The 22,634-nt window shown below is 68.2% G+C and carries 19 protein-coding genes and 1 pseudogene; 12 read left to right on the top strand and 8 right to left on the bottom strand.

Annotation, left to right across the window (positions count from 1 at the left end):
- Positions 1-41: 41 nt before the first annotated feature.
- Positions 42-521, top strand: coding sequence for a 50S ribosomal protein L13 (rplM, locus tag D9601_RS06835; RefSeq protein ID WP_198353087.1), 480 nt, complete (start codon positions 42-44; stop codon positions 519-521).
- Positions 521-1,069 carry a 30S ribosomal protein S9 gene (gene rpsI, locus D9601_RS06840; RefSeq protein ID WP_198353088.1) on the top strand — a complete coding sequence of 183 codons (549 nt, stop codon included), beginning with the start codon at positions 521-523 and terminating at the stop codon, positions 1,067-1,069. The genes rplM and rpsI (D9601_RS06840) overlap by 1 nt, the downstream gene beginning before the upstream one ends.
- Before the next feature lie 79 nt (positions 1,070-1,148).
- Here the strand turns inward: rpsI (D9601_RS06840) and D9601_RS06845 are convergent, their stop codons facing one another.
- Positions 1,149-3,419, bottom strand: coding sequence for a TonB-dependent siderophore receptor (locus tag D9601_RS06845; RefSeq protein WP_198353089.1), 2,271 nt, complete (start codon positions 3,417-3,419; stop codon positions 1,149-1,151).
- 299 nt (positions 3,420-3,718) lie between these two features.
- Between D9601_RS06845 and D9601_RS06850 the strand changes: the two are divergent.
- The 4 genes and pseudogenes from D9601_RS06850 to D9601_RS06865 all read left to right on the top strand — a co-directional run.
- A pseudogene (locus tag D9601_RS06850) lies at positions 3,719-3,802 on the top strand (50S ribosomal protein L13); the annotation flags it as partial.
- Positions 3,802-4,350 carry a 30S ribosomal protein S9 gene (gene rpsI, locus D9601_RS06855; protein ID WP_198353088.1) on the top strand — a complete coding sequence of 183 codons (549 nt, stop codon included), beginning with the start codon at positions 3,802-3,804 and terminating at the stop codon, positions 4,348-4,350. The pseudogene D9601_RS06850 and the gene rpsI (D9601_RS06855), both read left to right, overlap by 1 nt.
- Positions 4,351-4,549: 199 nt before the next feature.
- Positions 4,550-6,574 carry a spermidine synthase gene (locus D9601_RS06860; RefSeq protein WP_198353090.1) on the top strand — a complete coding sequence of 675 codons (2,025 nt, stop codon included), beginning with the start codon at positions 4,550-4,552 and terminating at the stop codon, positions 6,572-6,574.
- Between the two features lie 64 nt (positions 6,575-6,638).
- On the top strand, positions 6,639-7,088 hold the full coding sequence (locus D9601_RS06865) for a DUF4126 domain-containing protein (RefSeq protein WP_198353091.1): 450 nt from the start codon (positions 6,639-6,641) through the stop codon (positions 7,086-7,088).
- Between the two features lie 348 nt (positions 7,089-7,436).
- On the opposite strand, the gene D9601_RS06870 is transcribed toward D9601_RS06865, so the two are convergent.
- From D9601_RS06870 to D9601_RS06890, 5 genes are all read right to left on the bottom strand, one after another.
- Positions 7,437-8,039 (bottom strand): ATP-binding cassette domain-containing protein, encoded by a 603-nt coding sequence (locus D9601_RS06870; RefSeq protein ID WP_198353092.1) that lies wholly within the window; start codon positions 8,037-8,039, stop codon positions 7,437-7,439.
- Complete coding sequence (modB, locus tag D9601_RS06875; protein WP_198353093.1) at positions 8,029-8,718, bottom strand: molybdate ABC transporter permease subunit; 690 nt, start codon at positions 8,716-8,718, stop codon at positions 8,029-8,031. Before modB ends, D9601_RS06870 begins: the two co-directional genes overlap by 11 nt.
- Positions 8,719-8,721: 3 nt before the next feature.
- Positions 8,722-9,489, bottom strand: a complete 768-nt coding sequence (gene modA / locus D9601_RS06880) for a molybdate ABC transporter substrate-binding protein (RefSeq protein WP_232473846.1) — start codon at positions 9,487-9,489, stop codon at positions 8,722-8,724.
- Between the two features lie 61 nt (positions 9,490-9,550).
- On the bottom strand, positions 9,551-10,309 hold the full coding sequence (locus D9601_RS06885; protein ID WP_198353094.1) for a hypothetical protein: 759 nt from the start codon (positions 10,307-10,309) through the stop codon (positions 9,551-9,553).
- 13 nt (positions 10,310-10,322) lie between these two features.
- The gene (locus D9601_RS06890) at positions 10,323-12,590 is read right to left on the bottom strand and encodes a S9 family peptidase (protein WP_198353095.1); all 2,268 of its coding nucleotides are present in this window, start codon (positions 12,588-12,590) and stop codon (positions 10,323-10,325) included.
- 177 nt (positions 12,591-12,767) lie between these two features.
- On the opposite strand from D9601_RS06890, the gene D9601_RS06895 reads away from it, so the two are divergent.
- The 6 genes from D9601_RS06895 (at position 12,768) to D9601_RS06920 (ending at position 18,698) form a co-directional block, all read left to right on the top strand.
- Positions 12,768-13,427, top strand: coding sequence for a DUF6975 family protein (locus D9601_RS06895; RefSeq protein WP_198353096.1), 660 nt, complete (start codon positions 12,768-12,770; stop codon positions 13,425-13,427).
- A 76-nt stretch (positions 13,428-13,503) separates the two neighbouring features.
- Positions 13,504-14,352, top strand: coding sequence for an AAA family ATPase (locus tag D9601_RS06900; protein ID WP_198353097.1), 849 nt, complete (start codon positions 13,504-13,506; stop codon positions 14,350-14,352).
- A 217-nt stretch (positions 14,353-14,569) separates the two neighbouring features.
- Positions 14,570-15,139 carry a CHAP domain-containing protein gene (locus tag D9601_RS06905; RefSeq protein ID WP_198353098.1) on the top strand — a complete coding sequence of 190 codons (570 nt, stop codon included), beginning with the start codon at positions 14,570-14,572 and terminating at the stop codon, positions 15,137-15,139.
- Positions 15,140-15,244: 105 nt separating this feature from the next.
- The gene (locus D9601_RS06910; protein ID WP_198353099.1) at positions 15,245-17,164 is read left to right on the top strand and encodes a CocE/NonD family hydrolase; all 1,920 of its coding nucleotides are present in this window, start codon (positions 15,245-15,247) and stop codon (positions 17,162-17,164) included.
- Positions 17,165-17,227: 63 nt separating this feature from the next.
- Entirely contained in the window at positions 17,228-18,406 is a 1,179-nt protein-coding gene (locus tag D9601_RS06915; protein ID WP_198353100.1) for a vWA domain-containing protein, read from the top strand.
- Positions 18,407-18,422: 16 nt separating this feature from the next.
- The gene (locus tag D9601_RS06920; RefSeq protein WP_198353101.1) at positions 18,423-18,698 is read left to right on the top strand and encodes a hypothetical protein; all 276 of its coding nucleotides are present in this window, start codon (positions 18,423-18,425) and stop codon (positions 18,696-18,698) included.
- A gap of 243 nt (positions 18,699-18,941) precedes the next feature.
- Here D9601_RS06920 and D9601_RS06925 read toward each other — a convergent pair whose 3' ends face one another.
- Both D9601_RS06925 and D9601_RS06930 read right to left on the bottom strand, forming a co-directional pair.
- Positions 18,942-20,027 (bottom strand): anhydro-N-acetylmuramic acid kinase, encoded by a 1,086-nt coding sequence (locus D9601_RS06925; RefSeq protein WP_198353102.1) that lies wholly within the window; start codon positions 20,025-20,027, stop codon positions 18,942-18,944.
- A gap of 73 nt (positions 20,028-20,100) precedes the next feature.
- Positions 20,101-22,629 carry a glycoside hydrolase family 31 protein gene (locus tag D9601_RS06930; protein WP_198353103.1) on the bottom strand — a complete coding sequence of 843 codons (2,529 nt, stop codon included), beginning with the start codon at positions 22,627-22,629 and terminating at the stop codon, positions 20,101-20,103.
- Between the last annotated feature and the right edge of the window lie 5 nt (positions 22,630-22,634).

The raw sequence follows: 22,634 nt of genomic DNA on the forward strand, positions 1-22,634 counted from the left end.
CACAGGCGGCGCGTCTCGTTTCGAACCGGAAAGGTCCCGCCATGAAGGCGCTCATGAAGACCACCAAGGCGGCCAAGCCGCACGAGGTGGAGAAGAAGTGGCACATCGTCGACGCCACCGACCTGGTGGTCGGCCGTGCGGCGACGATCATCGCCAACGTGCTGCGCGGCAAGCACAAGCCGAGCTTCACCCCGCACGTCGATTGCGGTGACAACGTCATCGTCATCAACGCCGACAAGATCCGCTTCACCGGCAACAAGGCCGCGCAGAAGGTCTATTACAAGCACACCGGCTATGCCGGCGGCATCAAGGGCGTCACCGCCGCCAAGGTGCTGGAAGGACGCTTCCCCGAGCGCGTGCTGGAAAAGGCCGTCGAGCGCATGATCCCGCGCGGCCCGCTGGGTCGCCAGCAGATGCGCAACCTGCGCATCTTCGCCGGCTCGGAGCATCCGCACGACGCGCAGAACCCCGAGGTCCTCGACATCGCGGGCATGAACCGCAAGAACAAGGTGGGCGCATAATGTCCGACAACCGCCAGTCCCTTTCCGATCTCGGCGCCGCGCTCAACCAGCAGCGCGAGGCCGCGCAGGCCGATTCCGACACCCGCGCCGACGCCTATCTCGCCGGCGAGCTGAACGAGCCGACGCAGACCGCGCCGCTGCGCGCGCAGGAGCTCGACAAGCAGGGCCGCGCCTATGCCACCGGTCGCCGCAAGGATGCGGTCGCCCGTGTCTGGCTGAAGCCCGGCACCGGCAAGATCACGATCAACGGTCGTGACCAGGAAATCTATTTCGCGCGTCCGACGCTGCGCCTCGTCATCAACCAGGTGTTCGGCATCACCGAACGCGAAGGTCAGTATGACGTCGTCTGCACCGTCAAGGGCGGCGGCCTGTCGGGCCAGGCCGGCGCGGTCAAGCATGGCATCAGCCAGGCGCTGACCAAGTATGAGCCGGCGCTGCGCACCCCGGTGAAGCGGGCGGGCTTCCTGACCCGCGACAGCCGCACCGTCGAGCGTAAGAAGTACGGCCGCGCCAAGGCGCGTCGCAGCTTCCAGTTCTCGAAGCGCTAAGCACGACGGATCGCGCGGCGATCCGCTATATACGGAGGGGCGGTCCGGCGACGGGCCGCCTTTTTCGTATTCGCCCGGTTCACCCGAAACGGTAGCCGGCGGACAGACGCCAATTGCGCGCCTCGCCATAGGGGATGAACATCGTCCCGTAGCTCGCTCCGAAGTTCCTGCGGTCGAACAGGTTCCGGATACCGAGGTTGAGGTCCACCGGCCCGCGGCGCACGATCATGTTAAGGTCCATCTGGAGCGAGGGCGGCACGGAGAACCGCCCGAACCGGTCGACCGCCGCCCGGGACCGACCGTAGAGCCCAGTCGCCACGCCCACTGTGGTATCGCCGGTCACGCGTCGCTCATAGGCGCCGAAGAGGCTGAACTGCGTCGCGGGCGCGGCCGGGACGATGGGTCCGTAGCGGGTATCCGCGAACGTATAATGCGCCTCGGTGAACGTCGCCTGCGCCGTCAGCCCGCGGGCGAGCGTTCCGCTGGCATTGACGTCGATCCCGCGCCCGATCTGCCCCGGACCGCTGATCGCATAGCCGCGGTGCAGCGGATCGGGGATCATGATGTTGCTTTGGAAGAGATCGAAATACGAGGCGTTCACCAGCAAACCTCGGTGCAGCAGGTCGAGCTTGATCCCCGCCTCCGCATTGCGCGTCTCGATGTTGGGCAATTCGTCCCCGTTGAAGTCGCGGGACGTCGTCGGACTGAAGCCTTTCATGGAATTGACGAACACCGACACCTCGCGCGTCACGTCGACGACGGCGCCATAGCTCGGCGTCAGCGCGGTCTTGTGCGAATCCCTATATCTCCCGGACGGCGACGAGAGCCCATGGCTGGCATAGGTGCTGCGCCGGACCGCGACCAGCAGATGCAGCGGCCCGGCCTCGGCGAGATCCTGCGCATACAAAGCCGTATGGAGGTTGGTGCCGCGATAGGACAGCGTGTCGGCGACGGCGATCGGCACCACGGCGGGCGCGTCGAGGAAGGCGTAGCGCAGATTCCACGACGACCGGCTGGCCGTATAGGAGGCGTTGTTGCCCCAGCTGCGCATATGGCCGAGGACCAGCTGATGGCGCAGGCCGATCGTGCCGAACCGCACACGGGCGAAGCCGTCGATCGCGTCCCGCGCCCCGGTCAGCCGGCTTTCGCCGTTGGACGCGCGCGCCACGCCCTTCGGATCGATGATCCCCGTCAGGCTTGGCGAAGCAAGCACGGCGCTGCTGTCCTGATGCTGGTAGCGGCCGGCGATCGACAGGTGGGCACCGAACCGATGGTCGCCGCTCAGGAAGATGCGCCCTTCCTTGACCTCGCTGCCCTGGTCGCCATGGAACAACGGCCGGTCGCGCGGGACGTCGTACAGGCTGTTGGTCTGCGGATTGACGATCGCAAAGGGCGGCACCCCGATCGCCGTTCGTTGCGCCTGGACGCTGAAGAGAATGTCGGTCGCGGCGTCCTTGAACCGCAATTCGGGCAGGATCAGATAGTCGCCGCTGCCGCGATAGCCGGCCGCATTGCGCTGCGCCGATGCGCTCGCGATCAGTCGGGCGGAAAGCCGGCCGTCGTCGGTCAACCGTCCGTTCGCGTCGAGAAGCGTCCGGCCGAGCCGATAGGATCCGATATCGCCCTGCAGGCGGATCAGCCGTTCCGCACTCGGCTTCTTCGAGACGATGTTGATCGTGCCGCCGAGATTCTCGGAACCGGCGAGGATCGCCACCGGCCCCTTCAGCACCTCGATCCGCTCAACCGCGGCAAGGGAGGCTGGGGTTCCCGCCTGCGCGCCGACCGCGCTCGCGCCGGGCAGGCCGTTCGCCATCGCTTCGGCGGTGAACCCCCGCACAGTGAAGCTACTGCCGCCACGGCCCGGTGCGATGCTGACGACGCCGCCGGCGTTACGCAGCGCCTCGCTGACGGACACATCCTGTTGCTGCTCGATCAGCCTGGCGGAGATCACCTCCGTGTTGCGCGGCTGATCGCGCAAGGCCTGCCCGGTGCGATCGGACGTGGACGTTTGGCGCACCAGCACCTGCGTTTCCGCCTCGTCGCGACGCGCCGACACGACGATCTCCGATGTCACGATTACCCCGCCGTCATCGCCCACGGCCAGCGAGACCGGCAGACCCGCGATCGCCTGTCCCACCGCATCCCGCACCGACCGCGCCTCGCGCACCGGCCGGCTGACCAGCCCGGTCAGCGCCGCGCGATCAAAGCCGATGGACTGCCCGGTCTCGGTCGCGATCGCCTCCAGGGCTCGATCGAGGGGCATAGCGGCGAGGTTCACGGACCGGACCTCTGGGCCGCCCTGCGCCCAGCCACTGGCCGGTGCCATCGTGACCAGCGGCAACGCCGTCATTGCCAAGACACGTTGTACATTCCAATTTCGCATTCTGCCCCCGTTTGCTGTGCGCCACGGGACGCCCCGACGCCCGCGCTTGCCGGCTGCGCCGGTGCAAAGCTGCCGTCCCCCATTGACGAGCCGCCGCCATGCACTGCATCCGTTTCGGACATGAAATGAGATTTGGATGCCCGACCCGAAGCCGAGCTATGCATGATGCCTGCCGACCTTCCTGGGGCGGCCAGGGACGTGACGCATCGGCCGCGGTCGCGCGCCATGGATCTCGCGCACATCCGGCGCCCCATCCGTCGGGAAAGGGGTCGGAGCATCCGCACGACGCGCAGAACCCCGAGGTCCTCGACATCGCGGGCATGAACCGCAAGAACAAGGTGGGCGCATAATGTCCGACAACCGCCAGTCCCTTTCCGATCTCGGCGCCGCGCTCAACCAGCAGCGCGAGGCCGCGCAGGCCGATTCCGACACCCGCGCCGACGCCTATCTCGCCGGCGAGCTGAACGAGCCGACGCAGACCGCGCCGCTGCGCGCGCAGGAGCTCGACAAGCAGGGCCGCGCCTATGCCACCGGTCGCCGCAAGGATGCGGTCGCCCGCGTCTGGCTGAAGCCCGGCACCGGCAAGATCACGATCAACGGTCGTGACCAGGAAATCTATTTCGCGCGTCCGACGCTGCGCCTCGTGATCAACCAGGTGTTCGGCATCACCGAGCGCGAGGGCCAGTATGACGTCGTCTGCACCGTCAAGGGCGGCGGCCTGTCGGGCCAGGCCGGCGCGGTCAAGCATGGCATCAGCCAGGCGCTGACCAAGTATGAGCCGGCGCTGCGCACCCCGGTGAAGCGGGCGGGCTTCCTGACCCGCGACAGCCGCACCGTCGAGCGTAAGAAGTACGGCCGCGCCAAGGCGCGTCGCAGCTTCCAGTTTTCGAAGCGCTAAGCACGACGGATCGCGCGGGTGGCTCGGCCACACGCGTCCTGCATCTTTCGCGAACAAAGGGGCGGTCCGGCAACGGGCCGCCCCTTTTCGTTTGGCCATGTCCAGCAGCAGGCGGACATCTTTAGCGCGTCGTTAACCACCCGGTTCTAGGCTGGCTGCTGATTACAGGGGGGAACGCGTGGACACGACCTTCGGCGACATGAGCATCACAGGCAACCGGCGGGCCGCTCCGGCGAGCGACGGCACCAGCGGCGTTGCGCGTCGGCTGGTGGCCGCCAGCGCGCTGATGTTGTTTCTGGAACTCGCGCTGATCCGCTGGCTCGGCGCCAACGTCGTCCACCTGTCCTATTTTTCCAATTTCATCCTGCTCGGCTCGTTCCTGGGCGTCGGAGCGGGCTTCCTGATCTCGCGTAAACCTTGGTCCGTATGGCCGCTGACGCTGCCGCTGCTCGCGCTGTTGGTGCTCGGCGTGCTGACCTTTCCGGTTACGATCGAACGGAGCGGGTCGGACATCATCTATTTCACCTCACTCAAGCTGCATGGGCCGCCGGCGTGGCTGGTGCTGCCGATCCTGTTCGCGCTTACCGCGACGATCCTGGCCGGTCCCGCGGAGCTGGTCGGGCGCTGTTTCGCGCGCCTCGATCCACTGACCGCCTATCGCTACGATATCATGGGGTCGCTGGTCGGCATTGCGGTGTTCACGCTGCTCAGCGTCGCTCACGCGCCATCGCTCGCCTGGGGCATCATCGCCGCCGGCACCGCGCTGGTGCTGACGCAGCCCGGCAACCGGCTCGTCGCAGGTGTCGCTGCGGCGACGATCGTCCTCGTGCTCGGCGTCGAAACCTTCACGCCCGGCACCAGCTGGTCGCCTTATTACAAGGTAACGACCGAGGAGCAGCCGAACCACGGCCCCGGCTTCCTGCAGATCAACGTCAATGGCGTTCCCCACCAACTGATGGCGCCGGCCCGCTGGAAGCTGGACCATGGCGAGCGGATCTACCAGTCGCCGTACCTGCGCCTGCCGGGCAATCCGATGAACGACGTGCTGATCGTCGGCGCCGGATCGGGTTCGGACGTCGCGATCGCGCTGAGCCAGGGCGCGGCACACGTCGACGCCGTCGACATCGACCCGCGCATCCTGGCGATCGGGGCGGAACGGAACATCGACCGGCCCTATGCCGATCCCAAGGTCGTGCGTCATACCAATGACGGCCGCGCGTTCCTGGAGAGCACCGACAAACGCTACGATCTGATCCTGTTCGCACTGCCCGATTCGCTGACCCTGGTCAGCGGTGCCTCGCAGATCCGCCTCGAATCGTTCCTGTTCACGCAAGAGGCGATGGCCTCGGTGCGCCGCCACCTGAAACCTGGCGGCGCGTTCGCGATGTACAATTATTATCGAGAACCCTGGTTGATCAACCGCCTCGCGGGGACCGCCGCAGCCGCCTTCAGCCATGCGCCCTGCGTCGACACCTTCGGCGATGCACAGGCGGTGATCAGCGTGGCGGTCGATCCCGCGCGCCAACGGTGCGCCGGTCGCTGGCGCCCGCACGACGCCACGGTGGTCGCACCCGCGACCGACGATCGGCCGTTCCTCTACTTCCGCGGCGATGCCTTCCCACCCTTCTACGCCGTCACACTGATCGCCATCCTGCTGACGTCGCTCGTCGCCGTTAGGCTGCTTGGCGGACCGCTCGGCCAGATGCGACCCTATGCCGACCTGTTCTTCCTCGGCGCGGCATTCCTGCTGCTCGAGACCAAGAACGTCGCGACCTTCGCGCTGCTGTTCGGCACGACCTGGCTGGTCAACGCACTGGTCTTTGCCGGAGTGCTGCTGGTCGTGCTGGCCGCGATCGAGACGACCCGCCGTGTTCGTACGCCGCGCCTGCCGGTGGTGTTCGCCGGTATCGCCGCGTCACTAGCGCTCGCCTGGGTGATCCGTCCCGAATGGCTACTGCCGCTCCCCTATGCGCCGCGCCTGATCGCCGCCACGGTGCTCGCCTTCCTGCCGATCTTCCTTGCCAATGTCGCCTTCGCCAAGCGCTTCCGCGACGCCGGCGATTCACAGGCGGCGCTCGCCATCAACCTGCTCGGCACGATCGTCGGCGGCTGTCTGGAATATGCCTCGCTGTTCACCGGCTACAACAATCTGCTGCTGATCACCGGCGGACTCTACCTGCTGGCCGTCCTGCTCGCACCGAAGGGAGCATGGCGCGCCGCGTGAGCGGGAAACCACGGCGTCCGTCGCGAGTTGAGCCGGCCGTCATTCCCTACCCAAAGGTCCCGCCATGCTCCGCTCGTTTCTCATCGGCCTCGTCGCGGGTCAGCGCGCGATGACCCCACTGGCGGCGGTCGCCACCGCCGCCCAGCGTGACACATTGCCCGCCGACGCGCCGGGACGCGCCTTGCTTCGCGGGCCGCTCGGCACCTCGGGAGCGATCGTCGCCGCGGCGAGCGAGATGGCCGGCGACAAGATGAAGACCGCGCCAGACCGTACGGTGCCCGCCGGGCTGATCGGCCGGACGCTGACCGCGGCCTATGCCGGTGCGGCCTTCGCGCCGAAGCATCAACGCGCGGCGGCAGCGGCACTGGCCGCGGTCACGGCGATCGGCGCCTCCTATGCGGGCATTGCATTGCGGAAGGCAGCGATGAAGCGCTGGGGCCAGACTGCGACCGGCTTCGTCGAGGACGCGCTGGTCATGGGTGGTGGGCTCGCGATCGCGTCCATGCGCCGCTGATCGGGGGCGACGGATCGCGATCAGAGCTCGATCCGCGCGGCCGAGCTTCGGCTCACTGCAAGCGACCGGCCGGCAGCGGCATGCCCCTTCCGGCCACCTCAGCGCATTGCGGGAAAAGCGATCTGCAACAAGCGCTCAATGGATGACGTGGCCAAGCTGGACAGCGTGAAGAACTCGTCCCGACACCCCCGGTGGCTTCAGGCGGTGGAAAATTGTGAGAGCGACTCAAGGGAAGTACATAGCGATGATCGCAACCGATCCGTCTTGCTCGACAGGGCACGATGAGCAAACCCGGCAATTGCTGATCGTCGTCACAGCTGTTTAAACGGTGCGACCTCTGACCTAATATCACACCCGAATGATACGGGTCGCGAGTCTTTCCGCTTCTTCCGGATCGTGCGTCACCATCAGGATGGGCAGCCCGGCGGCGTCACGCACGCGCTCGATCGCCGCCATGATCTCGTCCCGCCGCGCCCGATCGAGCGACGACAGCGGCTCGTCGAGCAAAAGGAATGCCGGATCGCGCAGCAATGCGCGGCCGATCGCCACCCGTCGCGCCTCGCCCCCCGACAGCGTCCGCGGCCAGCGGTCGAGCAGATGGCCGATCCCCAGCATCGCCGCCACCGGCGCCAGGCCGTACTCGTCCGATGCGCCATACAGCAGATTGCCGCGAACCCGCCGGTGCGGGAACAGCCGAGGCTCCTGAAAGACATAGCCAGCGCGCCGCGCCTCCGGGGACAGATCGATCCTGGTCGCGGCGTCGAACAGCACCCGCCCGTTGACCACGATCCGGCCACGGTCCGGGCGCAGCAGACCGGCGACCATGTTGAGCACGCTGGTCTTGCCGACCCCCGACGGACCGAACAGCACCGTCAGCCCCGGCCCCGCGACCAGCGACAGCGCCACCTCCACTTCGCCCAGCCGCCGCGCGACGTCGATCTCAAAGGACATGCAGGCCCCGCCGCACACGCCGCGCGAGCAGCTCGGAGACCAGCAGGGCAATCAGACTGAGCGCCACCGCGATCCCCGACAGCCGCCACACCATCGTCTCCGCCCCTGGCTGTTGCAGTGCGGAGTAGATCGCGAGCGGCAGAGTCTGCGTCTGCCCCGGCACGTTGGAGACGAAGGTGATCGTCGCGCCGAATTCGCCGATCGAACGGGCAAAGCCCAACACCGCGCCGGCGAGCACGCCGGGCAGGCTGAGCGGCAGCGTGATCGTCCAGAACACGCGCGCCGGCGTCGCCCCCAGGGTTCGAGCGGCGCTTTCCAGTCGCCGATCGACGGCCTCGATCGACAGCCGCATGGCGCGCACCATCAGCGGCAGCGCCATCACCGCCGCGGCGATCGCCGCGCCCGTCCAGCGGAACAGCACGCTGGCGCCGAACCAGCTATGCAACGGCGCACCGATCGGCCCCGCCGGTGCGAAGGCGAGCAGCAGCACCCAGCCGGTGACCACCGGCGGCACCACCAGCGGCAGGTGTACGACCGCATCGAGCAGCAGCTTGCCGGGAAAACGCGCGCGGGCGAGCAGCCAGGCAAGGCCGAAGGCGGCGGGCAGCGTCGCCAGGATGGCGGTGCCGCCGACCTTGAGCGACAGCGCCACGACCGCCCATTCCTGTGACGTCAGCACGCTCTAACGGGCCGCGGTGAAGCCATAGCGGCGAAAGATCGCCTGTGCCGTCCCGCCGAGCAGATAGCGGCGGAATGCCTCCGCCTCCGGATTGCTCGACGTGGCCAGCCGCGCGACCGGATAGGTGATCGGCGGATGGCTGCGCGCCGGAAAGACGCCGGCGATACGGACTCGAGGCGACGCCTGCGCATCGGTGGCGTAGACGATCCCGAGCGGGGCCGCGCCGCGCTCGACCAGCGTCAACGCCGCGCGGACGCTGTCGCCGCGCACGACATGCGGTGCGACCTGCTGCCACACGCCGAGCGCGCGCAGCGCCGCCTCGCCATAGCGACCCGCCGGCACCGGCGCATCGGCCATGGCCAGCGGCCCGGCCGACAGCGCCCGCGCCAGGGCCGCCGGCGCGAGCGGGATGCGGACGTCACGCGTCGCCGGCGCGACGATGACCAGACGATTGCCCAACAGGGTCGCGCGGCTCGCCGGCACGATCAGCCGCTTGGCGGCGAGGGCATCCATCCACGCCTGGTCCGCGGAGAGGAACAGGTCCGCCGACCCGCCAGCCTCGACCTGCCGGGCCAGGGCCGAGGAGGCCGCATAAGAGATGACCGGACGAGGATGGCCCTGGCGGGCCCAGGCGTCGGCGACCGCGTCGAGCGATCCTTGCAGACTGGCCGCGGCCAGGACCAGCGGCGGCCGGCGCTGCGCCGCCGCCGGCACGGCGATCGCCGCCCCGATCGCGACCAGCAGCGCGCGCCGGGTCATTGCCTTCAGCATCGCCATGCTCCTTGCTTAGCTGCCTTCGCGCATCCGACCGCGCAGCGGCGGCGCCGGTTCATCACTTGCCGGTCACATAATGGTCGCCGGCCCACCGCGCCTGCATCGCCGCGTCCGGGCCGAAGCGCAACGTACCATGGTTGCCCTGCGCCAATTTGAAGCCGTTGGGGTCGGAGACCGCCGTGATCAGCGCACGATGCCGCGGGTCGGCGCCGCGCACCACCTCCAGACGATATCCCTGCCCGCCGGCATTGGCGACCACGGCGGCGCGATCGGGCAGCCGGTCGCCGTCGAACTCGCCCTCGATCGCGATCACCGGCTCGTTGATGCCATCCTCATAGACGTCGAGCCGTCCCGCATCGCTGACCTTTTCCGCCCATTCCACGATGGCACGGCGGTACCGGACCATGGCATCGCCGCCGTAGAGCGACAACGACAGCCGGCGGCCGCAGCCGGGTTTCTGCACCTCGACGCCGCAGGCACCATGAACCACGCCGACCGCGGCGATCTTGCCGGCTGCATCGACCACCACGGCGCCCTTTTCGCCACAGGCATCTTGGCGGCAGGCGGTGAACAGCCAGGCGCCGCCGATCCGCTGCGGCTTGTCCGCCTCCCCGCCCAGCACCGCCAGCGCTTGGTCGGCGACCGGGGGCAGGCCATCGCTGAGCAGATTGGCGCGCTGGCCGCCGACCACCGCACGGATGGCGTCGGTCGCCCCAGGCGCCGCGAGCAGCTCGGCCGTGGTCAGGCAGGCGTCGGGCTGGGTCAGCGAACAGGTCGCCGGCGCGGCGGCGAGCAGGGCAAGGGCGATCAGCGGCATGGCGGGGCTCCGGTCAATGCGCCGCGGCAGGCGCGGGAGCGTTCTTCACGTTGCGGTCGAGGAAGTCGAGGATCGTTCGCCATAGATGCTCGCTGATCCCCGGTCCGCCGACGCGATGCGTCTGGCCGGGATAGAACATCATCTCGAACGGCGTATCGCTTCCCTGCATCGTCGCGGCGAAGCGCGTCGAATTGTCGAAGAAGACATTGTCGTCGGCCATGCCGTGGATCAGCAGCAGCGGCTCGCGGATCTTGGACGCATCCGTCACCGCCGCCGATTCGGCATAGCCCTGCGGATCCTTGGCGGGATCGCCGAGATAGCGTTCGGTGTAATGCGTGTCGTACAGCTGCCAGTCGGTGACCGGCGCCCCGGCCACCGCCGCGGCATAGACGCCCGGCGTCTTTTCCAGCATCTTCAGCGACAGATAGCCGCCGTACGACCAGCCATAAGTGGCGATCCGGGCCGGATCGACGAACGGCAGCGTCTTCAGATAGTCCGCCCCCGCCTTCTGGTCGGCGACCTCGACCGTGCCTATCGCGTGGTAGATCTGGTTCTCGAACGCCCGGCCGCGATTGGGCGAGCCGCGATTGTCGATCTGGAAGAAGATATAGCCCTGATCGACCAGCCATTGCGGCAGCGCCCCCTGCCAGCCGCGCGTCACCGTCTGGCTGCCCGGGCCGCCATAATGTTGGAAAAAGACCGGGTAGCGTTTGCCCGGCTCGAGCGGCGGGGTGATCATCTCCCAGTGCAGCACCGAGCCGTCGGCGGCCCTGATCGTGCCGAACTGCGTCGGCCGGTGACTGGCGACAAAGGGATGATAAGGATGGCCGGGCCGGATCGCATTCTCGTTGATCCAGGCGACGCGCGTGCCCGATGTATCGGCCAGATAGACCTGCGTCGGCTGCGCCGGATTGGACCGCCGGACGATGAAGCGGCTGGCCGCCGCGTCCATCGTCGCGGCATGGGTCCAGCCGGCCTCGGTCAGCCGGGTGACGATCTTCGGCCTGGCGAGATCGACGGCATAGAGATGCTGCTCCAGCACGTCATCCTTGTTGGCCATGAAGTAGAGGCGCCCGGCACGCTCGTCGACGCCGACCAACCCGGTGACGACCCACGGCCCTTCGGTCAGCTGGGTCCAGCGGCCGTCCGGCCGCCAGCGGTAGAGATGGCCATAGCCGTCGCGCTCGGAGCGCCAGATCAGGCTGCCGTCGCCGAGCGGCCGGTAGCTGTCACTGAGGTGAAGCCAGCTCTTCGCGGGCGCGCGTTCGGTGAACAGCACGTGCGAGCGGCCCGTGGTCGGGTCGACGGCAAGCATGTCGAGCGTCTTCTGGTCGCGGCTCTGACGCTGGACCAGAAGCGTCGTGCCGTCGGGCGTCCAGTCGACCCGCGCCAGATAGATGTCGGGATCGGCGCCAAGGTCGACCTTGACCTGGCCCGAGCCGTCCGGCCGCATTACATGCAGCTCGACCAGCACGTTGGGCGTGCCCGCCGCCGGATAGCGCTGATCGTAGGTCTTGGTCCCGGTCGCGCCGATCGACGCGCGCGTCGCCACATGGACCGGCGCTTCGTCGAACCGTTCGACGGCGACGTAGCGTTCGTCGGGGCTCCACCAATAGCCGGTGCGGCGGTCCATTTCCTCCTGCGCGACGAATTCCGCCTCGCCGAAGTGGACGGTGCCGCCGCCCGCCGTGGTCAGCGCGCGCGCCGCACGGCCGTCGAGCGGCTGGACGAAGACATTCTGGTCGCGCACGAAGCTGACGAAGGCGCCCTTGGGGGAGATCACCGGGTTGAGCTGGCCGCCCGGCCGGTCGGTCAGCCGACGAACGCCGCCGTCGAGCGATGCCAGGTAGAGATCGCCGTCGATCGGTACCAGGATCGACCGGCCGTCGGGCGCGAAGTCATAAGTGACGATCCCCTTGGCCCCGCCGATCCGCGCGCGCTCGCGCTGCATCTTCTCGGCCTCGCTCAACGCGGCGCCGCTGCCGACCGTCTTGCTGTCGACCAGCATCCGCTCGGCACCGGTGCGGGTGTCGCGCGCCCATAGGTCGCTGCGCTCCTTCTCGTCGGCGCGCGGTCGCAGGAAGGTGAGCAGGCTGCCGTCCGGCGACAGGCGCAATTCGCTTGGCTGCGCCCCCGATAGGTCGGGGCTGGCGAAGACGCGCCGCAGCGTCAGCGCGCCAACGTCGGCGTCCGCCGCGACGGGCGCGCGGACCTGGGCATCAGCGTTCACCACGATCAGCCCCGCCGTTGCCCATGCCACTCCCACCAACCATGCCCGCATCCCTGTCGCCCCACCCCTCGTGACGGCGTTCATACGCCACGGCTCGCCGTGGTAAAGCTTTCTTGGGCTTTGGTTAGCGCGTCATCAACCGCGTCTTTACTTGCTTCGTATAGGTCGGAAGTCGACAAGCGACGGGTCGGGCAACGGTGCCCGCCGCAATGCTCGCATCGGGGTAGCATGTTGGACACGGCACGAACGGCCTGGCACACGAGCGCTTGGACAGCCGTCCTCCGCCTGTCCGCAACCGATGGCAGCGCCTGTCATCCCTATGTGACCCATTTGCTGGGACAATCGCCGCCAGCGCGCGACCTGTCGGATGCGGTGCACGCGCTCTGTGCGGTGCACGGCCACCATCCCGGTCTCGCGGCCGACGCACGCAACGCCTGCGCGCAGCCCGATGCATGCGACTGGCTCGAATCGATCGCGCAGGCCTTCGTCGGCGAGCGCAGCTATATTGCGCATCTCGCCGCCGCCGCCGGCCCCCTGCCCTCGACCCCCGGTCAGGCGGAAAGCGAAACCGCTTTGCTCACCAGCCGCCACGCCATCGAGATGCTCGCCCGATCGGAACGGCGGGGCTGCGCCACCGGTGCCGTCGCCGCGCTCGTCGTCGATTGGGCGGTGATCCGCGCGCTGCTGGATCAGGCCGCGAGCCGCTTCGGCATCGAGGCACCGGCGCTCGGCTTTCCGCCGGAAACGGTCACCGCCGCGCGGGTTGCGGAACTCGGTGCCTCGCCAGCGACGGAACGCGCCGTCTGCTTCGGCGCGCAGCAATTATTCGCGCAGCATCGCGCGCTGTGGAATCTGTTGGAGGCCCGGGCCAGCGCCCGCGAGGGCTGACCACCCCGGCCGACGGGATTTGCGTCGCCCCGCCATCGCGCCTATCGCCATACCCGATCTTCCAGAAGGACCGGGCATGCAGCGTTTCGAGGGCACCCAGAGCTATGTCGCGACCGACGATCTGAAGGTTGCGGTCAATGCCGCGGTGACGCTGCGTCGCCCGTTGCTGGTCAAGGGCGAGCCCGGCACCGGCAAGACCGTCCTCGCCTATGAGATCGCGCAGGCGATCGGCGCGCCGCTGATCGAATGGACCGTCAAGTCGACCACCAAGGCGAATCAGGGCCTGTACGAATATGATGCGGTTGCACGGCTGCGCGACGGCCAGCTCGGCGATCCACGCGTCCACGACATCGGCAATTACATCCGGCGCGGCAAATTGTGGGAGGCCTTCACCCATCCGACGCCGCCCGTCCTGCTGATCGACGAGATCGACAAGGCGGACATCGAATTCCCCAACGACCTGCTCCACGAACTCGATCGCATGGAATTCCACGTCTACGAAACCGGCGAGACGGTGCGCGCCACCGAACGGCCGGTCGTGGTCATCACCTCGAACAACGAAAAGGAGCTGCCCGACGCCTTCCTGCGGCGCTGCTTCTTCCACTACATTCGCTTCCCGGACCGCGACACGATGCAGGCGATCGTCGACGTCCATTTCCCGGGCATCCAGAAGCTGCTGGTCAGCCGCGCCCTCGATCTCTTCTACGAGGTGCGCGACGTCCCCGGGCTCAAGAAAAAGCCGTCGACCAGCGAATTGCTCGACTGGCTCAAGCTGCTGCTGCACGAGGACATGCCGCTCGAGGTGCTGCAGAACCGCGATCCGACCAAGGCGATCCCGCCGCTGCATGGCGCGCTGCTGAAGAACGAGGCGGACGTGATGCTGTTCGAGCGGCTCGCCTTCATGGCGAAGCGGCAGGGACGCTGAACGGCAGGCGCGGCGCAGTGGCATCGGTGCGGCATTGGCACGGCACTCCGCTTTTAAAGTGCCCCATACCGCCAAACGCCACTGATCCCATTACGCTTTCGTAACGTCTGGAGCGCAAGACGTTGCTCCGTGACCGACCTCGATCCGGTCGTTCTGGAGTCACGTTAACCATAACTGCCAACCCGCCAGTCACCTCCGCCGGACTATGGCAGGCGTCATGCGGGGCATTCTTCCCAAATGCGGCATCTCGGCCGTGGCAGCGATCGTGGCGGTGGCGACCATGCCTGCCGCGATGGCGAGCAGCTTGCTCGACTATGTCGGCCAATGCGTCCCCTTCGCCCGCGCCGCCTCCGGCATCCAGATCTACGGCGATGCCTGGACCTGGTGGGACCAGGCCGAAGGCCGCTACGAGCGTGGTCATCGCCCCGCGGTCGGTTCGGTTATCGTCTTCGCCAAGACGGCGCGCCTGCCGCTCGGCCATGTCGCGGTGGTCAGCCGGATCGTCGAGCGGCGCGTGCTGATGCTCACTCACGCCAATTGGTCGCGCCAGAATGGCGAGCGCGGCCGTGCCGAACAGGACGTCACGCTGTACGACGTCTCGCCCGGCAACGACTGGAGCGAGGTCAAGGTCTGGTTCCGCGACAATGACGGGCTCGGCGGCAGCATCTACGCGATCAAGGGCTTCATCTACGGCGAGGGACGCGCCGCCGCCGGCCTGTCGGCGCGCAACCCTGACTATGTCGGCGCCCTGATCGACGCCTATGTCCCCGGTGCCGGCCGGCGCTAAGTCCGCTTCGCCACGGGCGCTCGTGCGACCGACATGGATTAGCCGCTTCCACGCCCGTCGCGCCTGTGTCATCCCTGTAGCAACAAAAGCTTACAGGACCTGCCGATGCGCCGCGCCCTTACCCTGTCCCTGCTCGCCGCCCCCCTGCTCGCTGCGGCACTCGCGGCCGGCGGCCAGGCGCAGCAACTCGGCTCCGACATCCCCAAGACGTTCAAGCCGGTCGACGGCGCGTTCGATTTCGAGCGGCGTAGCGTCGACATTCCGATGCGCGACGGGGTCAAGCTTCACGCGGTGATCGTCCAGCGCAAGGGGCTGACCGACGCGCCGATCGTGCTGCAGCGCACCCCCTATGGCGCGGAAAGCGCGACGCAGCGGGAAAGCTCGTCGCACGGCGCGATGACCGTGCGCGCCTCCGATGCGATGCTGCTCGATGCCGGCTACATCCGCGTCTACGAGGACGTGCGCGGCAAATACGGGTCGGAGGGCGATTACGTCAACGAACGCCCGCTGATCGGGCCGCTCAACGGCACCAAGGTCGATCACAGCACCGACGCCTATGACACGATCGACTGGCTGGTGAAGAACCTGAAGAACAGCAACGGCCGCGTCGGCATCATCGGCACCAGCTATGACGGCATGATGGCGGCGATGGCGCTGGTGAAGCCGCATCCGGCGTTGAAGGCGTCGGTGCCGATGAACCCGGTGATCAACACCTGGATGAACGACGACGATTTCCACGGTGGGGCCTTCCGCCTGATCGGCTTCGATTATTATTACGGGCAGGACGCAGCGAAGGGCAATGCCGGCGACCTGTGGCGCGATGCCTATGACGACTACGACGTCTTTCTGCGCGCCGGCTCGGCGAGCGATTTCGTCCGCAGTCACGGCCTGCAGCAATTGCCCTGGGTCAACCGGATGCTCGCCCATCCTGCCTATGACGCCTTCTGGCAGGCGCAGGCGCTGGAGGACATCCTGCCCAAGCAGCCGCAGACCGTGCCGACGCTTTGGGTCGCCTCGCAATGGGACCAGGAGGATATCTACGGCGCCATCGCCGCCTATCGCGCGGTCAGCAACGTCGATCCGAACCACGTCAACCATCTCGTTCTCGGCCCCTGGGCGCATGGCGGCGCCAATGGCGACGGATCGACGCTGGGCGCGATCCGCTTCGATTCGGACACCGGCCTTTGGTTCCGGCGCGAGGTGCTGCTGCCCTTCCTCGACGCGCATCTGAAGAGCGACGGCGCCGCCGACACGCTGGCGCCGGTCACCGCCTTCCAGACCGGCAGCAACCGCTGGCAGACGCTGCCGACCTGGCCGCTCGCCTGCGACGCGACCTGCACCGCGCCGATGACCAAGCTCTATTTCGCCGGCAATGGCACGCTCGACTGGAATGCGGCGACGGCGAACGGGCGCGACAGCTACGTCTCCGATCCGGCCAAGCCGATCCCCTATCGCCTGCGCCCGATCCGGCCGACCTATGCGACCGGATCGACCTGGCGGCAGTGGCTGGTCGACGATCAGCGCCCCTTCTCCGATCGTACCGACGTGCTCGTCTGGCAGACCCCGGCGCTGACCCGGCCGGTGGCGATCTCCGGCGCGGCGGTCGTCGATCTGCTCGCCAGCACCACCGGCAGCGACGGCGATTTCGTCGCCAAGCTGATCGACGTCTATCCGGCCGAATATACCGACAAGCCGGAAATGGGCGGCTATCAGCTGCCGGTCGCGATGGACATCTTGCGCGGCCGCTATCGCGAGGGCTTTGTGACGGCGAAGCCGATCGCGCCCAATCAGGCGCTGCGCTATCGCATCGTCTTGCCGCACGCCAACCACGTCTTCCTGCCGGGTCATCGGATCATGGTGCAGGTCCAGTCGAGCTGGTTCCCGCTCTATGACCGCAACCCGCAGACCTTCGTGCCGAGCATCATGAACGCCCGGCCGGGCGATTACCGCAAGGCGACGATCACGGTGGATTACGGCGGCGCGCACGGCAGCGCGATCGAACTGCCGGTGGTGGCGGCGAAATAGCGGCCATGCCGATCCGCCGGCGGGGCTGGCGCGACGATCGGCAAAGCCGCTAGACCGTCGGCCATGTTCCTGACCTTCCTCGACGCGCTGCGCAGCGCCGGCATCCCGGCGAGCCTCAAGGAGCATCTGCTGCTGCTCGAGGCGCTGGAGGCGGAGGTGATCGAGCCGAGCCCCGACGCCTTCTACTATCTCGCCCGCGCCACCTATGTGAAGGACGAGGGCCTGCTCGACCGCTTCGACCAGGTCTTCGCGCACGTCTTCCGCGGCCTGGAGGCGAGCTACGGCACCGCCCCCGCCGAGCTGCCCGCCGACTGGCTGAAGGCGGTGGCGCAGCGCTATCTCAGCCCGGAGGAGATGGCCAGGATCGAGGCGCTCGGCTCGTGGGACGAGCTGATGGCGACGCTGCAGCAGCGACTCGCCGAGCAGGAGGGCCGCCACCAGGGCGGCAGCAAATGGATCGGCACCGGCGGCACCAGCCCGTTCGGCAACAGCGGCTACAATCCCGAAGGCGTGCGCATCGGCGGCGAGAGTGTCCACAAGCGCGCGGTCAAGGTCTGGGAACAGCGCGACTTCCGCAACCTCGACAACACCCGCGAGCTCGGCACCCGCAACATCAAGGTCGCGCTACGCCGCCTGCGCCGCTTCGCGCGCGAGGGCGCGGCGGACGAACTCGACATCGACGGCACGATCCAGGGCACCGCCCGCCAGGGCTGGCTCGACGTGCGCATGCGGCCCGAGCGGCGCAATGCGGTCAAGGTGCTGCTGTTCCTCGACGTCGGCGGCTCGATGGACCCGTGGGTGCGGCTCTGCGAGGAGCTGTTCAGCGCCGCGACCGCGGAGTTCAAGAACCTCGAATTCTTCTATTTCCACAATTGCCCCTATGAGGGCGTGTGGAAGGACAATCGCCGCCGTTTCCAGGAACGCACCGCGACCGCCGACCTGCTTCATAAATTCGGCCACGATTATAAGCTGGTCTTCGTCGGCGACGCGTCGATGAGCCCCTATGAGATCACCCAGCCGGGCGGATCGGTCGAGCATTTCAACGAGGAGGCGGGGGCGACCTGGCTGCAGCGGCTGGCGGCGACCTACCCCGCCGCGGTCTGGCTCAACCCGATTCCCGAAGCGCAATGGGGCTATACGCCGTCGATCGGGCTGATCCGGCGGCTGATGACCGACCGCATGTATCCGCTCACCCTCGCCGGCCTCGACGATGCGATGCGCGAGCTGACCCGCAAACGCTAGTCGGACCGGATCGGACGTGTTAGAATCGCGGGACAGGAGGTTTCCGATTCGCGTTCTGCTCCCCCTCGTCCTGCTCGTCGCGCCGCCCGCCCTGGCGCAGTCCGCCAAGCCCGCCAAGCCGCAGTCCCGCCAGTGCGAACGCCCCCAGGCCTCGCAGGTCGGCTTCGGCACGCCCAAGGCGAAGCCCCGCAAGCTCGGCGAGATGCCACCGGCCAAACCCTTCTACACCGTGCTGCGCGAGATCGACGGCTGCCCACAGAATGTCGCCGTCCGCGAGATGCCGAAGCGGTAGGGCAGCCGGGCTCCGCGCCCGCTGCCCTCCTCCAGAGCGGCAGATGCCCCCGCACCTATACCGTCATCCCCGCGCAGGCGGGGATCCAGACACGCTGACCTCAGTGCAAGAGGCGCGGCCGTCACGTTTCTGGATTCCCGCCTGCGCGGGAATGACGATGGTCGATAGCACTGCCATCGCTGCGAAAGGAGACGAACGAAGGCATCCCGCGGCCCAGGAAATAACGGCCGACGAAGGCGCCGCCTAAATCCGGCTCACCACCCCGCCCGGCATCGCCGCCGGCACGCCGGTCGTGCCGGGGAAACTGATCGGCAGGCCCTTCAGCGTCCGCACCGCCATATAGGCGAAGCCCTCCGCCTCCATCGCATCGCCGTTCCAGCCGAGCGTGTCGCTCGCCACCGGCGTCAATCCGGTGCGCTCGCCGATCATCCGCAGCAGCGTCGGATTGTGCCGGCCGCCGCCCGCGACGATCAGCTGCCGCGGCCGTTCGGGCAGCAGGGTCAGCGCCTCCGCGACCGTCGCCGCGGTAAAGGCGGTCAGCGTCGCCGCCCCGTCCGCCGCCGCCAGGCCACGTGCCGGCTGGATGATGAAGTCGTTCCGATCGAGCGATTTGGGCGGTGGCGCATCAAAATAGGGATGGTCAAGCATCGCGGTCAGCACCGTCTCGTCGACCCGCCCCGCCGCCGCCAGCGCACCCTCCGCGTCGTAGCGCGCGCCGCTCTCCGCCTCAACCCAACTGTCGATCAGCCCGTTTGCCGGCCCGGTGTCGAACGCGATCAACGACCCGTCCGCACCGACATAGGTGATGTTGCCGACCCCGCCGAGGTTGAGCACCGCGACCGGCTTGGCCAGGTCCGCCACCAAAGCGGCATGATAGACGGGCAGCAGCGGCGCCCCCTGCCCGCCCGCGGCGACATCGGCACTGCGCAGGTCGCTGACCGTGGTGATGCCGGTCGCCCGCGCCAGCGTGTCGCCGCTGCCGATCTGCCAGGTCCAGCCGCGGTCGGGCCGGTGCGCGATGGTCTGGCCATGATAGCCGATCACCGCGACGTCGGCCGCCGCCACCCCCGCGTCGCGCAGCAATTTGTGGACGGCGAGCGCATGCGCACGGTCGATCAACTCGCCCGCCGCGACGATATCGGGGCTCTGCCGCGGCCGGTCGAAGGTCAGCGCCAGCGCCGTCGCCGCCGCCAGCTGCTCGCGCGCGGCATCCGAATAGGGCTCGCCGCGGAAGGCGATGGCGCGCACCTCCGCCTCGCCGTCCGTCTCGATCAGCGCCGCATCGATCCCGTCGAGCGACGTTCCGGACATCAAACCGATCGCGAGCATGGCATCCCCTTCCCCACCTGACTGCCCGCGCCGCCCGCCGCTGTCGAGCGGCGACGCGGCACGCCGTGGCCGATCAGCGCCGTGCGATGACCAGATCGGCCGGCCGGCGCTGATCGGGCAGGGTGAAGCGCAGCGTCTGGCTCACCGCATCCGCGGCCGCCGTCACGCCGCGGGCACCGGTCACCACGCCCTCGCCCTGCCAGCCGTGGACGACGACGGTGATCGCCGACCACCACGGCTTGAACCGCCCCTCGCGCGCGGCGAAACTGAGCGTCAGCCCATCGGGCGTCACCGCGCAGCGCACCGCCTGGCGCAGATAGACGCCCTTACGGAAGTCCATCGAATGGCCGTCGTCGGCATAAAGGCCGCCGCGGCAATCGTCGCCCGGATAGACGTCGAGCTGCAATGGCCCGTTCGGCGTTTCGCTTGTGCTCTGCACCAAAGGCTGGCGCGGCAGGATCGTGCCGGCCCGGACGAAGACCGGCAGGTAATCGAGCCGCGGCGTCACCGTGACGCGGTCGCCGCGGGCGGTCGCCTCGCCGGTCGCCTGGCTGGCCGACTGGATCTGCCCCGCTTCCTGCGTCTCGGGCGTGCCCGCGCGCCGTCCGGTCCAATAATCGTACCAGCCGCCCGCCGGCAGGCAGACGTCATAGGCGACCGGCTGGTCCGGCCGCGGCGGCGGCGCGACGAGCAGCGAGCGGCCGACGGTGAACGCCCAGCTCTGGTCGCACGACATGCGCAACGCCGACGGATAGTCGTAGAAGACCGGCCGCAGGATCGGGTCGCCCAGCCGACTGTTCTGGTCGGCCAAGGCATAGAGATAGGGCATCAGCCGATAGCGTTCCTCGATGAAACGCCGGCGGATCGCCAGATGCTCCGGCCCGTCGACCCAGGGCTCGACGCGCGGCGTGCCCTTGGCCGAATGGTCGCGGAACACCGGATAGAAGGCGCCGATCTCGAACCAGCGGGTCGACAGTTCCGGGCTCGGCCCGCCGGCGAAGCCGGTGACGTCCGCCGCGCCATAGGAGAAACCGGACAGGCCAAGGTTGATGATCTGCTGCACCGACAGTTTCAGATGGTCCCAGGTCGCCAGATTGTCGCCGGTCCAGGTCACCGCATAACGCTGTCCGCCGGCATAGCTCGCCCGCGTCATCACGAAGGCGCGCTCGTTCGGCGCCAGCTTGCGCAGCCCGTCATAGGTCGCGCGCGTATTCTCCATGCCATAGACGTTGTGGATCTCGGCATGGGTCGCGATGCGGCTGGCGAAATCGTCGCTGGCGATGCGGTGGCGGACATCGGCCGGCATGGTCTTGGTCGGCGTCTCGAAGATCGCCGGCTCGTTCATGTCGTTCCACGCGCCCGCGACGCCGTCTGATACCTGCTTGGCGAACAGGCCGCCCCACCAGTCACGGGTCGCCGTCTGGGTGAAATCGGGAAAGACCGACGGGCCCGGCCACACCGGCGCGACATAGACCGATCCGTCGGCGCGATGCACGAACCGATCCTGCTTGGTGCCGCTGTCATAGGGCGCATAGCCCTGGTCGGGCGCGTGCGCGACATGCAGGTCGGTGATGGTCACGACCTTGAAACCGTCCTTGCCCAGGTCGCGGATCATCCCCTTCATGTCGGGGAAGGCCTGGGTATTGACGGTGAACGGGCGGTTGCGATCCTGGAAGTCGATGTCGAGCCACAGCACGTCGGTCGGCACGCGCTCCTGGCGCAGCCGTGCCGCCACCTGCTTCAGCTCGTCGGCGGTCATGTAGCTGTAGCGCGACTGCTGGTAGCCGAGCGCCCATTGCGGCACCAGCGGCGCCTTGCCGGTCAGATCGGTATAGCGCCGCGTCACCTCGGCGGTGGTCGGCCCGGCGATCAGATAATAATCCGCCGGCCCGTCTGGCGCGCCGAACGCCAGCACCCCGTCGTCGCGATGGCCGAAGTCGAACCAGGTCCGCCAGCTGTTGTCGAGGAAGATGCCGTAGCTGCCGCCGTCGCCGCCGACGCCGATGAAGAAGGGGATCGACTTGTAGATCGGATCTTCCGCGCTGGTGAAGCCGAAGGCGTCGGTGTTCCAGTCGACGAAGCTCTTGCCGCGCCGGTCGAGCCCACCGGTCTTGTCGCCCAGCCCGAAATAATGCTCGCCCTGTGGCATCGCCTTGGCGAAGCCGAAGCCCTTGCCGTCGCGGCGAAAGGGCGCGGCGTCGGCGGAGATGACCTTGCCGGCCGGATCGGTCACCGTCATCCGCCCGTCTGCGGCAAAGGCGACGCGCAACGCGGCGGTGGTGAAGCCGTCGGCGGTCGGTGTCACCCGCGCCCGCTGCTTGCGGACCGCGGCGTCGACCGCCCAGCTCGCATCCTCCGGCATGGCGCCGTTCTGGCCGATGCGGACGCGCAGGATGGCGTCGGTCAGCGCGACGACGCGGATCGTCTCTGCCCCCAATCGCACTGCGACGCCGTCGGGCTGCGCAGTCACCACCGCGGCCGTGGCGACGGCCGGCGCGGCCGCCTGCGCGATCGCGGCTCCCGGCAGCAGCGCGATCGGCGCGAGCGTCAGCAGCAGCGCGGCGCGCCGGCAGGCGAAGGGTGTGAAGCCTCGCGAGGTCATGATTC

The sequence above is a fragment of the Sphingomonas sp. MA1305 genome, from assembly GCF_016107325.1.
Classification (GTDB): domain Bacteria; phylum Pseudomonadota; class Alphaproteobacteria; order Sphingomonadales; family Sphingomonadaceae; genus Sphingomonas.

Bases quoted from the DNA above. Each gene is read 5' to 3' on its own strand.
- rplM (WP_198353087.1), top strand. From the start codon at position 42: ATGAAGGCGCTCATGAAGACCACCAAGGCGGCCAAGCCGCACGAGGTG.
- rpsI (WP_198353088.1), top strand. From the start codon at position 521: ATGTCCGACAACCGCCAGTCCCTTTCCGATCTCGGCGCCGCGCTCAAC.
- D9601_RS06845 (WP_198353089.1), bottom strand. From the start codon at position 3,419: ATGACGGCGTTGCCGCTGGTCACGATGGCACCGGCCAGTGGCTGGGCG.
- rpsI (WP_198353088.1), top strand. From the start codon at position 3,802: ATGTCCGACAACCGCCAGTCCCTTTCCGATCTCGGCGCCGCGCTCAAC.
- D9601_RS06860 (WP_198353090.1), top strand. From the start codon at position 4,550: ATGAGCATCACAGGCAACCGGCGGGCCGCTCCGGCGAGCGACGGCACC.
- D9601_RS06865 (WP_198353091.1), top strand. From the start codon at position 6,639: ATGCTCCGCTCGTTTCTCATCGGCCTCGTCGCGGGTCAGCGCGCGATG.
- D9601_RS06870 (WP_198353092.1), bottom strand. From the start codon at position 8,039: ATGTCCTTTGAGATCGACGTCGCGCGGCGGCTGGGCGAAGTGGAGGTG.
- modA (WP_232473846.1), bottom strand. From the start codon at position 9,489: ATGCTGAAGGCAATGACCCGGCGCGCGCTGCTGGTCGCGATCGGGGCG.
- D9601_RS06885 (WP_198353094.1), bottom strand. From the start codon at position 10,309: ATGCCGCTGATCGCCCTTGCCCTGCTCGCCGCCGCGCCGGCGACCTGT.
- D9601_RS06890 (WP_198353095.1), bottom strand. From the start codon at position 12,590: ATGCGGGCATGGTTGGTGGGAGTGGCATGGGCAACGGCGGGGCTGATC.
- D9601_RS06895 (WP_198353096.1), top strand. From the start codon at position 12,768: ATGTTGGACACGGCACGAACGGCCTGGCACACGAGCGCTTGGACAGCC.
- D9601_RS06900 (WP_198353097.1), top strand. From the start codon at position 13,504: ATGCAGCGTTTCGAGGGCACCCAGAGCTATGTCGCGACCGACGATCTG.
- D9601_RS06905 (WP_198353098.1), top strand. From the start codon at position 14,570: ATGCGGGGCATTCTTCCCAAATGCGGCATCTCGGCCGTGGCAGCGATC.
- D9601_RS06910 (WP_198353099.1), top strand. From the start codon at position 15,245: ATGCGCCGCGCCCTTACCCTGTCCCTGCTCGCCGCCCCCCTGCTCGCT.
- D9601_RS06915 (WP_198353100.1), top strand. From the start codon at position 17,228: ATGTTCCTGACCTTCCTCGACGCGCTGCGCAGCGCCGGCATCCCGGCG.
- D9601_RS06925 (WP_198353102.1), bottom strand. From the start codon at position 20,027: ATGCTCGCGATCGGTTTGATGTCCGGAACGTCGCTCGACGGGATCGAT.
- D9601_RS06930 (WP_198353103.1), bottom strand. From the start codon at position 22,629: ATGACCTCGCGAGGCTTCACACCCTTCGCCTGCCGGCGCGCCGCGCTG.